13 protein-coding genes are annotated in these 13,575 nt (G+C 70.5%); all 13 read left to right on the top strand.

What is annotated here, in order from left to right:
• Nucleotides 1–31 precede the first annotated feature (31 nt).
• The 13 genes from pyrR to metK all read left to right on the top strand — a co-directional run bounded on the left by pyrR (nucleotide 32) and on the right by metK (nucleotide 13,544).
• Nucleotides 32–604: a bifunctional pyr operon transcriptional regulator/uracil phosphoribosyltransferase PyrR gene (gene pyrR / locus ABEA33_RS20155; protein WP_345528751.1), complete on the top strand. Its 573-nt coding sequence runs from the start codon at nucleotides 32–34 to the stop codon at nucleotides 602–604.
• Nucleotides 601–1,557: an aspartate carbamoyltransferase catalytic subunit gene (locus tag ABEA33_RS20150; protein ID WP_345528750.1), complete on the top strand. Its 957-nt coding sequence runs from the start codon at nucleotides 601–603 to the stop codon at nucleotides 1,555–1,557. The genes pyrR and ABEA33_RS20150 overlap by 4 nt, the downstream gene beginning before the upstream one ends.
• Nucleotides 1,554–2,858 (top strand): dihydroorotase, encoded by a 1,305-nt coding sequence (locus tag ABEA33_RS20145; protein WP_345528749.1) that lies wholly within the window; start codon nucleotides 1,554–1,556, stop codon nucleotides 2,856–2,858. The genes ABEA33_RS20150 and ABEA33_RS20145 overlap by 4 nt, the downstream gene beginning before the upstream one ends.
• Nucleotides 2,855–3,982 carry a glutamine-hydrolyzing carbamoyl-phosphate synthase small subunit gene (gene carA / locus ABEA33_RS20140; RefSeq protein WP_345528748.1) on the top strand — a complete coding sequence of 376 codons (1,128 nt, stop codon included), beginning with the start codon at nucleotides 2,855–2,857 and terminating at the stop codon, nucleotides 3,980–3,982. The genes ABEA33_RS20145 and carA overlap by 4 nt, the downstream gene beginning before the upstream one ends.
• Nucleotides 3,982–7,287, top strand: coding sequence for a carbamoyl-phosphate synthase large subunit (carB, locus tag ABEA33_RS20135; RefSeq protein ID WP_345528747.1), 3,306 nt, complete (start codon nucleotides 3,982–3,984; stop codon nucleotides 7,285–7,287). The genes carA and carB overlap by 1 nt, the downstream gene beginning before the upstream one ends.
• Nucleotides 7,284–8,318: a quinone-dependent dihydroorotate dehydrogenase gene (locus ABEA33_RS20130; RefSeq protein WP_345528746.1), complete on the top strand. Its 1,035-nt coding sequence runs from the start codon at nucleotides 7,284–7,286 to the stop codon at nucleotides 8,316–8,318. Before carB ends, ABEA33_RS20130 begins: the two co-directional genes overlap by 4 nt.
• Nucleotides 8,315–9,124 carry an orotidine-5'-phosphate decarboxylase gene (gene pyrF / locus ABEA33_RS20125; RefSeq protein ID WP_345528745.1) on the top strand — a complete coding sequence of 270 codons (810 nt, stop codon included), beginning with the start codon at nucleotides 8,315–8,317 and terminating at the stop codon, nucleotides 9,122–9,124. The genes ABEA33_RS20130 and pyrF overlap by 4 nt, the downstream gene beginning before the upstream one ends.
• Nucleotides 9,121–9,552: a hypothetical protein gene (locus ABEA33_RS20120; RefSeq protein ID WP_345528744.1), complete on the top strand. Its 432-nt coding sequence runs from the start codon at nucleotides 9,121–9,123 to the stop codon at nucleotides 9,550–9,552. Before pyrF ends, ABEA33_RS20120 begins: the two co-directional genes overlap by 4 nt.
• Before the next feature lie 113 nt (nucleotides 9,553–9,665).
• Nucleotides 9,666–9,986 carry an integration host factor, actinobacterial type gene (gene mihF, locus ABEA33_RS20115; protein WP_345528743.1) on the top strand — a complete coding sequence of 107 codons (321 nt, stop codon included), beginning with the start codon at nucleotides 9,666–9,668 and terminating at the stop codon, nucleotides 9,984–9,986.
• Between the two features lie 117 nt (nucleotides 9,987–10,103).
• Nucleotides 10,104–10,685 (top strand): guanylate kinase, encoded by a 582-nt coding sequence (gene gmk, locus ABEA33_RS20110; RefSeq protein ID WP_345528836.1) that lies wholly within the window; start codon nucleotides 10,104–10,106, stop codon nucleotides 10,683–10,685.
• 9 nt (nucleotides 10,686–10,694) lie between these two features.
• Entirely contained in the window at nucleotides 10,695–11,015 is a 321-nt protein-coding gene (gene rpoZ / locus ABEA33_RS20105; protein WP_345528742.1) for a DNA-directed RNA polymerase subunit omega, read from the top strand.
• A gap of 12 nt (nucleotides 11,016–11,027) precedes the next feature.
• On the top strand, nucleotides 11,028–12,275 hold the full coding sequence (coaBC, locus tag ABEA33_RS20100) for a bifunctional phosphopantothenoylcysteine decarboxylase/phosphopantothenate--cysteine ligase CoaBC (RefSeq protein WP_345528741.1): 1,248 nt from the start codon (nucleotides 11,028–11,030) through the stop codon (nucleotides 12,273–12,275).
• Nucleotides 12,276–12,353: 78 nt separating this feature from the next.
• A complete protein-coding gene (gene metK, locus ABEA33_RS20095; RefSeq protein WP_345528740.1) occupies nucleotides 12,354–13,544 on the top strand; it encodes a methionine adenosyltransferase in 1,191 nt (396 codons plus the stop codon).
• Nucleotides 13,545–13,575: the final 31 nt, after the last annotated feature.

Genomic DNA, 13,575 nt, shown 5'->3' with positions numbered 1-13,575 from the left:
CCGTGAGGCGGAGAAGGAGGTCTCAGCACTGGTGTGTGCTCAGCCTGCAACCCCCGAACCATCGACCGCGTCCCGCGTCGTCCTCGACGCCGGTGACATCACCCGGGCTCTGACCCGCATCTCGCACGAGATCCTCGAGCGCAACAAGGGCGCCCAGGACCTCGTCCTCCTGGGCATCCCGAGCCGCGGCGTGCCGCTCGCCGAGCGGATCGCCGAGCGGATGGCAGCCGTCGAGGGGTTCGACGTCCCGGTCGGCTCGATCGACGTGACGATGTACCGCGACGACCTGCGGATGAAGCCGGCGCGTGCGCTGCTGCCCACGCAGATCCCGGCCGGCGGCATCGACGGCAAGGTCGTCGTCCTGGTCGACGACGTCCTCTTCTCCGGCCGCACGATCCGCGCAGCGCTCGATGCGCTCAACGACATCGGCCGGCCCAAGGCGGTGCGCCTCGCGGTGCTGGTCGACCGCGGGCACCGCGAGCTGCCGATCCGCGCCGACTTCGTCGGCAAGAACCTGCCGACCTCGCTGGTCGAGCGGGTCAAGGTCACCCTCGCCGGGGTCGACGAGACCGACGCGGTCACGATCCAGGGGGTGGGGGCGTGAAGCGGCACCTGCTCAGCGCGGCCGACCTGAGCCGCGACGACGCCGAGCTGGTCCTCACGACCGCCGACGAGATGAGGTCGCTGGCCGATCGGCCGATCAAGAAGCTGCCGGCGCTGCGCGGTCGCACCGTGGTCAACCTCTTCTTCGAGGACTCGACCCGCACCCGGATCTCGTTCGAGGCGGCGGCCAAGCGGCTCAGCGCGGACGTCATCAACTTCTCGGCCAAGGGGTCGAGCCTGTCGAAGGGCGAGAGCCTCAAGGACACCGCGCTGACCCTGGAGGCGATGGGCGCCGACGCGGTCGTCGTCCGGCACGGCTCCAGCGGCGCCCCGCACCTGCTGGCGCACTCCGGCTGGGTCCGCTCCAGTGTCGTCAACGCCGGAGACGGCACCCACGAGCACCCGACCCAGGCGCTGCTGGACGCCTTCACGATGTGGAAGCACCTCGGGGAGTCGAAGCCCAGCGGGCTGGAGGGTCGCAAGATCGCGATCGTCGGCGACGTGCTGCACAGCCGGGTCGCCCGGTCCAACGCGCTGCTGCTGCGGACCCTCGGCGCCGAGGTGACCCTGGTCGCGCCACCGACCCTGCTGCCGGTCGGCATCGAGGGCTGGCCGGTCGAGACGTCGTACGACCTCGACAGCGTGCTGCCCAAGGCCGACGCCGTGATGATGCTGCGGGTCCAGCGGGAGCGGATGCACGGCGGGTTCTTCCCGACCGCGCGGGAGTACTCGCGCCGCTACGGCCTGGACGGTAAGCGGATGGCGATGCTCCAGGACCACACGATCGTGATGCACCCCGGGCCGATGGTCCGGGGCATGGAGATCACCGCGGACGTCGCCGACAGCGACCGCTCGGTGATCGTCGAACAGGTCACCAACGGCGTCGCCGTACGGATGGCCGTCCTGTACCTGCTGCTCGGGGGTTCCGAGCCATCGATCGGAGAGACGGAATGACCAGCACCACCGCCTACTGGATCCGCGGCGTCCGCATCCTCGACGGCGAACCGACCGATCTGGTGATCGCCAACGGATCTGTCTGGGGCGTCGGCGTGCGGCCCGAGGAGGGCGTCCACGACGAGGTCGTCGAGATCGACGGCACCGGGTTGGTCGCGCTGCCCGGCCTGGTCGACCTCCACACGCACCTGCGCGAACCGGGCCGTGAGGACGCCGAGACGGTCGACTCCGGCACCCAGGCCGCAGCGCTCGGCGGCTTCACCGCCGTGCACGCGATGGCCAACACCGAGCCGGTCGCCGACACCGCCGGCGTCGTCGAGCAGGTCTGGCGCCTCGGCCGCGAGGCCGGCCACTGCGACGTCTACCCGATCGGCGCGGTCACCGTCGGTCTCGAGGGCGAGCGGCTCGCCGAGCTCGGCGCGATGGCCGACTCGGCCGCCCGGGTCCGGATCTTCTCGGACGACGGCAAGTGTGTCAGCGACGCGGTGCTGATGCGCCGGGCGCTGGAGTACGTCAAGGCGTTCGACGGGGTGATCGCCCAGCACGCCCAAGAGCCCCGGCTCACCGAGGGCGCGCAGATGAACGAGGGCGAGCTCTCGGGCCGCCTCGGCCTGGCGGGCTGGCCCGCGGTCGCCGAGGAGGCGATCATCGCCCGCGACGTGCTGCTCGCCGAGCACGTCGGCTCCCGGCTGCACGTCTGCCACGTGTCCACCGCCGGTTCGGTCGACATCGTGCGCTGGGCCAAGAGCAAGGGCGTCGACGTCACCGCCGAGGCCTGCCCCCACCACCTGCTGCTGACCGACCAGCTGGCCACGACGTACGACCCCATCTACAAGGTCAACCCGCCGCTGCGCTCGCAGACCGACGTCGAGGCGCTGCGCGCCGGTCTGGCAGACGGCACCATCGACATCGTCGCCACCGACCACGCGCCGCACCCGCACGAGGACAAGGACTGCGAGTGGGCGGCCGCCGCCTTCGGCATGCTCGGCCTCGAGACCGCGCTCTCGATTGTGCAGCAGACGATGGTCGACGCCGGGCTGCTCGACTGGGCCGGCGTCGCCGAGCGGATGTCCTACGCCCCGGCCCGGATCGGCCGGGTGGCCGAGCACGGCCGCCCGATCGAGCTGGGTGAGCCTGCCAACGTGGTGCTCTACGACCCGGCGGCGACCCGCACGGTGGACCCCTCGGAGTCGGCCAGCCTGAGCCGTAACACGCCGTACCGCGGGATGGAGCTGCCCGGCCGCGTGGTCGCGACGTTCCTCCGCGGCAAGGCGACCGTGCTCGACGGGAAGCTCGCATGAGCGCCCGCAAGAAGTCGGCACTGCTGGTCCTCGAGGACGGGCGCACCTTCACCGGCGAGGCGTACGGCGCCGAGGGGGAGACCTTCGGCGAGGCGGTCTTCAACACCGGTATGACCGGCTACCAGGAGACGCTCACCGACCCGTCGTACCACCGCCAGGTCGTCGTGATGACGGCTCCGCACATCGGCAACACCGGCGTCAACGACGAGGACACCGAGTCCTCGCGGATCTGGGTCGCCGGGTACGTCGTGCGCGACCCCGCCCGCCGCGTCTCCAACTGGCGCGCCGAGCGGAGCCTCGACGACGAGCTGCGGGCGCAGAGTGTCGTCGGGATCTCGGGCATCGACACCCGCGCGCTGACCCGCCACCTGCGCGAGCGCGGCGCGATGCGGGTCGGGATCTCGTCGACCGAGACCGACGCGGCAGCCCTGCTCGAGCGGGTGCGTGCGTCGGGCGAGATGGCGGGCGCGGAGCTCGCCTCCGAGGTGTCGACGGGGGAGACCTACGTCGTCTCGGCGCACGGTGACAAGCGGTTCACAGTCGTCGCGCTCGACCTCGGCATCAAGACGATGACGCCGCACCGGATGGCCGAGCGTGGCGTCGAGGTGCACGTGGTCCCCGCGACCGCCACCCTCGACGAGGTGCTCGCGATCCAGCCGGACGGGCTGTTCTTCTCCAACGGTCCCGGCGACCCGGCGGCGACCACCGACCAGGTCGCCCTGCTGCAGGGCGCGCTGGCGCGGGACCTGCCCTACTTCGGGATCTGCTTCGGCAACCAGCTCTTCGGCCGCGCGCTCGGGTTCGGCACCTACAAGCTGAAGTACGGCCACCGCGGCATCAACCAGCCGGTGATGGACCGCACCACGGGCAAGGTCGAGGTCACCGCGCACAACCACGGCTTCGCGGTCGACGCACCTCTCGAGGGCAGCACGACGACGCCGTACGGCGAGGCGACGGTGAGCCACGTCTGCCTCAACGACGACGTGGTCGAGGGCCTCGAGCTCCGCGATGCAGGGAAGCTGAAGGGCTTCTCCGTCCAGTACCACCCCGAGGCCGCCGCCGGCCCGCACGACGCGGCGTACCTCTTCGACCGCTTTGTACAGCTCATGGAGGGCACCGTCTGATGCCGAAGCGCGAGGACATCAAGTCCGTCATGGTGATCGGCTCCGGGCCGATCATCATCGGCCAGGCCTGCGAGTTCGACTACTCCGGCACCCAGGCCTGCCGGGTGCTCAAGGAGGAGGGCATCCGGGTCATCCTGGTGAACTCCAACCCGGCCACGATCATGACCGACCCCGAGTTCGCCGACGCGACGTACGTCGAGCCGATCACGCCCGACTTCGTCGAGAAGGTGATCGCCAAGGAGCGCCCCGACGCGCTGTTGCCGACGCTCGGCGGTCAGACCGCCCTCAACGCGGCGATCGCGCTGCACGAGAACGGCGTGCTGGAGAAGTACGGCGTCGAGATGATCGGCGCCAGCTTCGACGCGATCCACCGCGGTGAGAACCGCGAGCTCTTCAACGCGATCGTCGAGAAGGTCGGCGGCGAGACCGCGAAGAGCTTCGTGTGCCACACGCTCGAGGACTGCGAGAAGGCGGTCGCCGATCTCGGCTACCCCGTGGTGGTCCGTCCGTCGTTCACGATGGGCGGCACCGGCTCCGGCATCGCGTACAGCGAGGACGACCTGGCGCGCATCGCCGGCGCCGGCCTCGCTGCCAGCCCGACGACCGAGGTCCTCATCGAGGAGTCGATCATCGGCTGGAAGGAGTACGAGCTGGAGGTGATGCGCGACAAGGCCGACAACGTCGTCATCATCTGCTCGATCGAGAACCTCGACCCGATGGGCGTGCACACCGGCGACTCGATCACCGTCGCGCCGGCCATGACCCTGACCGACCGCGAGTACCAGCACCTGCGTGACCTCGCGATCGGCATCATCCGCGAGGTCGGCGTCGACACCGGCGGCTGCAACATCCAGTACGCCGTCAACCCCGCAGACGGGCGGGTGATCGTCATCGAGATGAACCCCCGTGTCTCCCGGTCGAGCGCGCTCGCCTCCAAGGCGACCGGCTTCCCGATCGCGAAGATCGCGGCCAAGGTCGCGATCGGCTACACCCTCGACGAGATCCCCAACGACATCACCCTGCGCGCCGACGGCTCGAGCACCCCGGCGGCGTTCGAGCCGACGCTCGACTACGTCGTGGTGAAGGTGCCGCGGTTCGCGTTCGAGAAGTTCCCCGGTGCCGACCCACGGCTGACCACGCACATGAAGTCGGTCGGCGAGGCGATGGCGATCGGCCGCAACTTCACCGAGGCGCTGCAGAAGGCGCTGCGCTCGCTGGAGTCGAAGGACGCCGTCTTCGACTGGCACCAGGAGTGGGTCGCGCTCGACAAGGACGCGCTGCTCGCCGAGATCGAGGTCCCGCACGACGGCCGCCTCAAGAAGGTCATGGACGCGCTCCGCGCCGGCGCGACGGCCGACGAGGTCTTCGAGCACACCAAGATCGATCCCTGGTACGTCGACCAGCTGCTGCTGATCAACGAGATCGCCGAGGAGGTCACCGCCGCTCCCGAGCTCACGCCCGAGCTGCTGCGCAAGGCCAAGCGGCACGGGTTCTCCGACGTGCAGATCGGCAAGATCCGCGGCATGACGGCCGACGTCGTACGCGGAGTGCGGCACGCGCTCGGCATCCGGCCGGTCTACAAGACCGTCGACACCTGCGCGGCCGAGTTCGCCGCGGCCACGCCCTACCACTACTCGTCGTACGACGAGGAGTCCGAGGTGACCCCTCGCGAGAAGCAGGCCGTGATCATCCTCGGCTCGGGCCCCAACCGGATCGGCCAGGGCATCGAGTTCGACTACTCGTGCGTGCACGCCTCACTGACGCTCTCCGAGGCCGGCTACGAGACGATCATGGTCAACTGCAACCCCGAGACGGTCTCGACCGACTACGACACCTCCGACCGGCTCTACTTCGAGCCGCTGACCCTCGAGGACGTCCTCGAGATCGTCCACGCGGAGGAGCAGGCTGGACCGGTCGCGGGCGTCATCTGCCAGCTCGGCGGACAGACTCCGCTGGGTCTCGCGCAGGGACTCAAGGACAACGGCGTCACGATCCTGGGCACCTCACCCGAGGCGATTCACCTGGCCGAGGAGCGCGGTGCCTTCGGGCGGGTGCTCGCCGACGCCGGGCTGCCGGCGCCGAAGTACGGCATGGCCACCAGCTTCCCCGACGCCCACCGGATCGCGGCCGAGATCGGCTACCCGGTCATGGTGCGGCCGTCGTACGTCCTGGGCGGCCGCGGCATGGAGATCGTGTACGACGACACCTCGCTCGAGGGCTACATCGCCCGCTCGACCGAGATCGGCCCGGCGCACCCGGTGCTGGTCGACCGGTTCATCGACGATGCGGTCGAGATCGACGTGGACGCGCTGTATGACGGCACCGAGCTCTTCCTCGGCGGCGTGATGGAGCACATCGAGGAGGCCGGCATCCACTCCGGCGACTCGTCCTGCGCGCTGCCGCCGATCACCCTGGGCAAGGCCGAGATCGACCGGATCCGCACGGCCACCGAGGCGATCGCGAAGGGCGTCGGTGTGCTCGGTCTGCTCAACATCCAGTTCGCCCTGGGCTCCGACGTGCTCTACGTGCTCGAGGCCAACCCGCGCGCCAGCCGGACCGTGCCGTTCGTCTCCAAGGCGACCGCGACCCAGCTCGCCAAGGCCGCCGCGCGGGTGATGCTCGGTGAGTCGATCGCCGACCTGCGCACCGCCGGGCTGCTGCCGGCGACCGGTGACGGCGGCACGCTGCCCGCCGACCAGCCGATCGCCGTCAAGGAGGCGGTGATGCCGTTCAACCGGTTCCGCAGTCCCGACGGCAAGCAGGTCGACACCGTGCTCGGCCCGGAGATGAAGTCGACCGGCGAGGTGATGGGCTTCGACGCCGACTTCGGCTCGGCCTTCGCCAAGGCGCAGGCCGGGGCGTTCGGCCCGCTGCCGACCAGCGGCAAGGTCTTCGTGAGCATGGCCAACCGCGACAAGCGGCACATGATCTTCCCGATCAAGGTGCTCGCCGACCACGGTTTCGAGATCCTCGCGACCCAGGGCACCGCGGAGGTGCTGCGGCGCAACGGCGTGCAGACCACGATCGTGCGCAAGCACTGGGAGGGTGAGGGCCCGAACGGTGAGCAGACCACCGTGCAGCTCATCCTCGACGGGGACATCCAGCTGGTCATCAACACACCCAACGGCTCGACCAGCGGCGCGTCCGCACGGCTCGACGGCTACGAGATCCGCACCGCGGCGATCATGGCCAACATCCCGTGCATCACGACCGTCCAGGGCCTCGGCGCGGCGGTCCAGGGCATCGAGGCGCTGAAGCGCGGCGAGATCGGTGTGCGCTCGCTGCAGGACTGGGCCCGCCGGTGATCTACCGGGCTCTCTTCGACCACGTCCTGACCCGCACCGACCCGGAGAGGGCGCACCACACGGCGTTCCGGGCGATCCGGGCGGGGCGACCGGTCACCGCTCTCCTGGCCAGAAGTGTCGGAGCGCCGGGGACACCGGTGCAGGCGTTGGGCCTGACCTTCCCCAACGTGCTCGGCCTGGCGGCCGGCTTCGACAAGAACGCCGTCGGCATCGACGCCCTCGCGGCTCTGGGCTTCGGGCACGTCGAGATCGGCACGGTGACGGGGGAGGGTCAGCCCGGCAACCCGACGCCGCGGCTCTTCCGGCTGCCCGAGGACCGCGCGGTCGTCAACCGGATGGGCTTCAACAACGACGGCGCCGAGGTGGTCGCCGCCCGTCTGAAGGCCCGCGGCCGCAGGCCCGGCGTCGTCCTCGGGGTCAACATCGGCAAGACCAAGGTCGTCCCCGACGACGACCAGGCCGCGGTCGAGTCGGACTACGAGAAGAGTGCCCGCCTGCTCTCGCCGTACGCCGACTACCTGGTCGTCAACGTCAGCTCGCCCAACACGCCCGGCCTGCGCAACCTGCAGGCCGTCGAGAAGCTCCAGCCGCTCCTCGAGCACGTCCGTCGTGCGGCGGACCAGGCTCGGGACACCCGCGTGCCGCTGCTGGTGAAGATCGCCCCCGACCTGGCCGACGAGGACGTGCTCGGCGTGGCCGACATGGCGCTCGCGATCGGGCTGGACGGCATCATCGCCACCAACACGACCATCTCCCGTGCCGGACTGCGGACTCCGACGAGCAAGGTCCAGGAGGTGGGCGCCGGTGGACTGTCCGGTCGCCCGCTGACCGACCGGTCGCTCGAGGTGCTCCGCCTGCTGCGCGGCCGGGTCGGCCCGGACCTCACGCTCATCGGGGTCGGTGGCATCACCACGGTCGCTGACGCTCAGGCCCGCCTGGACGCCGGCGCCACCCTGCTCCAGGGCTACACCGCGTTCATCTACGAGGGGCCGCTGTGGCCCCGCCGGATCGTCAAGGGAGTCGCCCAGTGACCTTTGGAGCCCGTCTGCACGCCGCGATCGCCGACCGCGGCCCGTTCTGCGTCGGCATCGACCCGCACTCGGCCCTGCTGCTCGACTGGGGGCTCGCCGACGACGTCGCCGGCCTCGAGACGTTCGCGCTGACGGTCGTCGAGGCGGTCGCGCCGTACGTCTCGGTGGTCAAGCCGCAGTCGGCCTTCTACGAGCGGTTCGGCAGCCGCGGCATCGCCGTCCTCGAGAAGGTGCTGGCGCAGTCCCGCGCCGCCGGCGCGCTCACCCTGCTCGACGTGAAGCGCGGCGACATCGGATCCACCAGCCAGGCGTACGCCGACGCCTACCTCGACCAGAGCTCGCCGCTCGCGGCCGACGCCGTGACGGTCAGCCCCTACCTCGGCTTCGGGTCCCTGGACCCGTTCGTCGAGACCGCCCGGGTCAACGACGCCGGGCTGTTCGTGCTCGCGCTGACCTCCAACAAGGAGGGCCCGGAGGTCCAGCACGCGCGCACCGACGACGGCGCCACGGTCGCCGGACTGATGCTCGAGCACCTGCGCCGGCTCAACGACGGTGCCGAGCCGCTCGGATCCTTCGGTGCCGTCATCGGCGCCACCATCGGCGAGTCCGATGAGGACTTCGGCTTCAACGGCCCGATCCTCGCGCCGGGGTTCGGAGCCCAGGGCGGGACCGTCGCCGACGTACGGCGGATCTTCGGCAGCGCCGTCGTGCTGCCGAGCTCGTCGCGCGAGGTGCTCCGGGCCGGCCCCGACCAGACCGCCATGCGCGACGCCGTCCAGCGAGCCAACGACGACCTGCGCTCGTGAGGCGCCTGGTCCTGCTCGGGCTGGTCGTGCCCCTGCTCGTTGCCTGCGGGGACGACAAGGACGGCTACTGCGACGCGGTGAAGGACAACCAGAAGGCACTCAGCGAGCAGATCGGGAGCACGGACCCAGATGCCCTCCTGGAGGCCCTCGACATCTTCCGGGAGCTGCAGGACCGGGCGCCGAGCGACATCGCCGACGAGTGGCAGGCACTGGTAGGTGGCATCGGGGGGCTGCGGGAGGCCGTGGAGGCCGCAGGCGCAGACCCGGACACCTACGACCCGGCGAGCCCGCCACCCGGCGTGACACCGGAGGAGCAGAAGCAGATCCTGGCGGCATCGCGCCGGCTCACGTCTGCGGAGACCCTCCAGGCCCTGAAGGCCGTCGAGCAGCAGGTGCGCGACGTCTGTCACACCCCGCTCTTTCTCTGACGCTGTGGGCCGTCCGCACCACCGTGGACGCCGATTGCTGCGGGTCCTCGGTTCTGACTAGATTGACCACTTGCGTCCCTGCCCCCGTCTCCCACCCCGAAGGACCCGCGCTCGTGGCTCTGCCCCCGCTCACCCCTGAACAACGTCAGGCGGCCCTCGACAAGGCCGCCGCTTCTCGGAGAGAGCGGGCCGAGGTCAAGAACCGACTGAAGAACTCCGGCGCCTCGATCGCCGACGTGCTCCAGGAGGGCCAGCGCAACGAGGTCATCGGGAAGATGCGGGTCGTCGACCTGCTCCAGGCGATGCCCGGGCTCGGCAAGGTGCGCGCCCGTCAGCTGATGGAGCGGCTCGGCATCGCCGAGAGCCGCCGCGTCCGGGGCCTGGGCACCAAGCAGGTGGCCGCGCTCGAGAAGGAGTTCGCGGCGCGTGATTGAGCGGAGGCCCGTGAGGAACGAACGGGCGTTCGCTCGATGGTGGTCGAGCAGCGACCACGACCGAGGGACGAGGTCGTGACGGAGCGTGTCGAGACCTCCGCAGCCGACGCGCCGACCGTGACGGGCTCGGCCCCACGCTCCCGCCTCGTCGTGCTCGCGGGACCGACCGCGGTCGGCAAGGGCACCGTCGCCGCCGACGTACGCCGCCACCACCCCGAGGCCTGGATCTCGGTCTCCGCGACCACGCGGGCGCCGCGACCGGGGGAGCAGGACGGAGTGCACTACTGGTTCGTCGACGACGACCAGTTCGACACGATGGTCGAGCGCGGAGACCTGCTCGAGTGGGCGGTCGTCCACAAGGCCGCTCGCTACGGCACCCCGCGGCAGCCGGTCGAGGCCGCGCTTGCCGAGGGGCGGCCGGCAATGCTCGAGATCGACCTTCAGGGTGCCCGCCAGGTGCGGGAGACGATGCCCGACGCACTTTTCGTCTTCCTGAAGCCGCCGTCCTGGGACGAGCTGGTCCGCCGGCTGGTCGGTCGCGGCACCGAGACCGAGGAGGAGCGCGAGCGTCGACTGGTCACCGCGCGCGAGGAACTGGCCGCCGAGGCGGAGTTCGACGTGAGCATCGTGAACCACGAAGTTCACGCTGCAGCCGAGGAGTTGGTAGCCTTGATGCTGCAATCCCCAACTAACCTGTGAGGCTTCTGCGTGTCTGCCCCGAACATCGCCGCCGAGGGTGTCACCAACCCTTCGATCGACGACCTGCTTTCCAAGACCGACAGCAAGTACAAGTTGGTTCTCTTCAGCGCCAAGCGCGCCCGGCAGATCAATGCCTATTACTCGCAGCTCGGTGAGGGCCTGCTCGAGTACGTCGGCCCGCTCGTGGACACCCACGTGCAGGAGAAGCCGCTGTCGATCGCGCTCCGCGAGATCAACGACGACCTGTTGGTCTGTGAGGACATCGACCCCGCCGAGCTCGCCGCCGAGGAGGCTGCCGCTCAGGCTGCCGCCGAGGCCGCGGACAAGTGACCTGAAGGGTCCATGACCGAGACCCACGACGAGGCCGTTTCCTCCGGGATGCGGCCTCGTGTCGTTCTGGGGGTGTCCGGTGGGATCGCCGCCTACAAGGCGTGCGAGCTGCTCCGGCGCTTCACCGAGTCCGGCCACGATGTCACCGTCGTCCCCACGGCCGCGGCCCTGGAGTTCGTCGGCGCCCCGACCTGGGCCGCGCTGTCCGGCAAGCCGGTCTCGACCGATGTCTGGTCGGGGGTCCACGAGGTCCCGCACGTCCGGATCGGGCAGGGGGCCGACCTCGTCGTGGTCGCGCCGGCGACCGCCGACCTGCTCGCGAAGGCCACCCACGGCCTGGCCGACGACCTGCTCACCAACACGCTCCTCACGGCCCGCTGTCCGGTGGTCTTCGCGCCGGCGATGCACACCGAGATGTGGGAGCACCCCGCGACGCGCGCCAACGTCGCGACGTTGCGCTCCCGCGGCGTGCTGGTGATCGAGCCGGCCGAGGGCCGGTTGACCGGCAAGGACACCGGCAAGGGTCGCCTGCCCGAGCCCGACGAGATCTTCGAGATCTGCCGTGAGGTGCTCGCCCGGGGCACGACGAGCCTCGACCTCGCCGGCCGGCACCTCGTCGTCTCGGCCGGAGGCACCCGGGAGTACCTCGACCCGGTGCGGTTCCTCGGCAACCGCTCCTCGGGGCTCCAGGGCTACGCGCTGGCCCGTGCGGCGGCCGCCCGCGGCGCCGAGGTGACCCTGGTCGCCGCCAACGTGACCCTGCCGGACCCTGCCGGCGTGAAGGTCGTCCGGGTCGAGACCACCGCGCAGCTGCGGCAGGAGGTCGTCTCCGCGGCAACCGCTGCCGACGCCGTCGTGATGGCCGCGGCCCCGGCGGACTTCCGCCCCACCGGCGTCAGCGACGCGAAGATCAAGAAGGCCGCCGACGGGTCCGCGCCGGCCATCGAGCTGGTCCAGAACCCCGACATCCTCCGAGAGATCGGCGCCGACCGGGCCCGCGCCGGGCAGGTCGTCGTCGGTTTTGCCGCCGAGACCGGCGACGCCACGGGATCGGTGCTCGACCTGGCGCGGACGAAGCTGGCTCGCAAGGGCTGTGACCTGCTCGTCGTCAACGACGTGAGCGGGGGAGCCGTCTTCGGCAGCCCCGACAACGAGGCCGTGATCCTCGCGGCCGACGGTGCCGTCGTCGAAGTGCCGCGCGGTTCGAAGGCCGCCCTCGCCCATGTCATCTGGGACCAGGTGCTCGCCCGCCTCGCATGAGGCTCTGAGACCGCCGTACCGCCATCTGGGACGCCCGTTAGGGTGTTCCGCACCACCACCGTGCAACAAGGAGCAGCAGTGACTGGACGTCTCTTCACGTCGGAATCGGTGACCGAGGGCCACCCGGACAAGATCGCCGACCAGATCAGCGACTCGGTCCTCGACGCGATGCTCGAGCAGGACCCGCACAGCCGAGTGGCTGTCGAGACGCTGCTGACCACGGGCCTCGTGGTCGTCGCCGGCGAGGTGACCACCACCGGCTACGTCGACATCAAGCAGAAGGTCCGCGACCGGATCCTCGCGATCGGCTACGACTCGTCCGTCAAGGGCTTCGACGGCGCCTCGTGCGGCGTGATGGTCGCGATCGGCGGCCAGTCCGGCGACATCGCCCAGGGCGTCGACACCGGCCACGAGAGCCGCACCGGCTCCGTGGACGCGATGGACAAGCAGGGCGCAGGCGACCAGGGCCTGATGTTCGGTTACGCCTGCGACGACACCGACGTGCTGATGCCACTGCCGATCGTGATCGCGCAGCGCCTCGCCGAGCAGCTGAGCGCCGTCCGCAAGGACGGCACGCTGGCCTACCTGCGCCCCGATGGCAAGACCCAGGTCACCATCGAGTACGACGCCGACAACCGTCCGGTGCGCGTCGACACCGTCGTGCTGTCCACGCAGCACGCCGAGGAGACCGAGCTCGACGCGCTCGAGGCCGACATCAAGAAGCACGTGATCGACCCGGTGCTCGACACGTTCCCGATCCCGTCCGAGGGCTACCGCCTGCTGGTCAACCCGACGGGTCGCTTCGTGGTCGGTGGTCCGATGGGCGACGCCGGCCTGACCGGTCGCAAGATCATCGTCGACACGTACGGCGGGATGGCGCGCCACGGTGGCGGCGCCTTCTCCGGCAAGGACCCGTCGAAGGTCGACCGCTCGGCCGCCTACGCGATGCGCTGGGTCGCCAAGAACGTCGTCGCCGCCGGTCTGGCCCGCCGTTGCGAGGCCCAGGTCGCCTACGCGATCGGCAAGGCCCAGCCCGTGGGTGTCTTCATCGAGACGTTCGGCACCGGCGTCGTGCCCGACGAGGCGATCCAGAAGGCCGTGCTCGAGGTCTTCGACCTGCGGCCCGCCGCGATCATCCGCGACCTCGACCTGCTGCGCCCGATCTACGCCAAGACCGCGGCGTACGGCCACTTCGGCCGCGAGCTCCCCGAGTTCACCTGGGAGCGCACCGACCGCGCCGACGCCCTGAAGGCCGCCGCCGGTCTCTGAGTCTCACAGCATCCGGACAGCGGACATGCCC

It is taken from the genome of Nocardioides endophyticus, assembly GCF_039543845.1.
Classification (GTDB): domain Bacteria; phylum Actinomycetota; class Actinomycetes; order Propionibacteriales; family Nocardioidaceae; genus Nocardioides; species Nocardioides endophyticus.
Note: the sequence above shows the minus strand (reverse complement) of the source record. Positions and strands in the feature narration are given on the sequence as shown.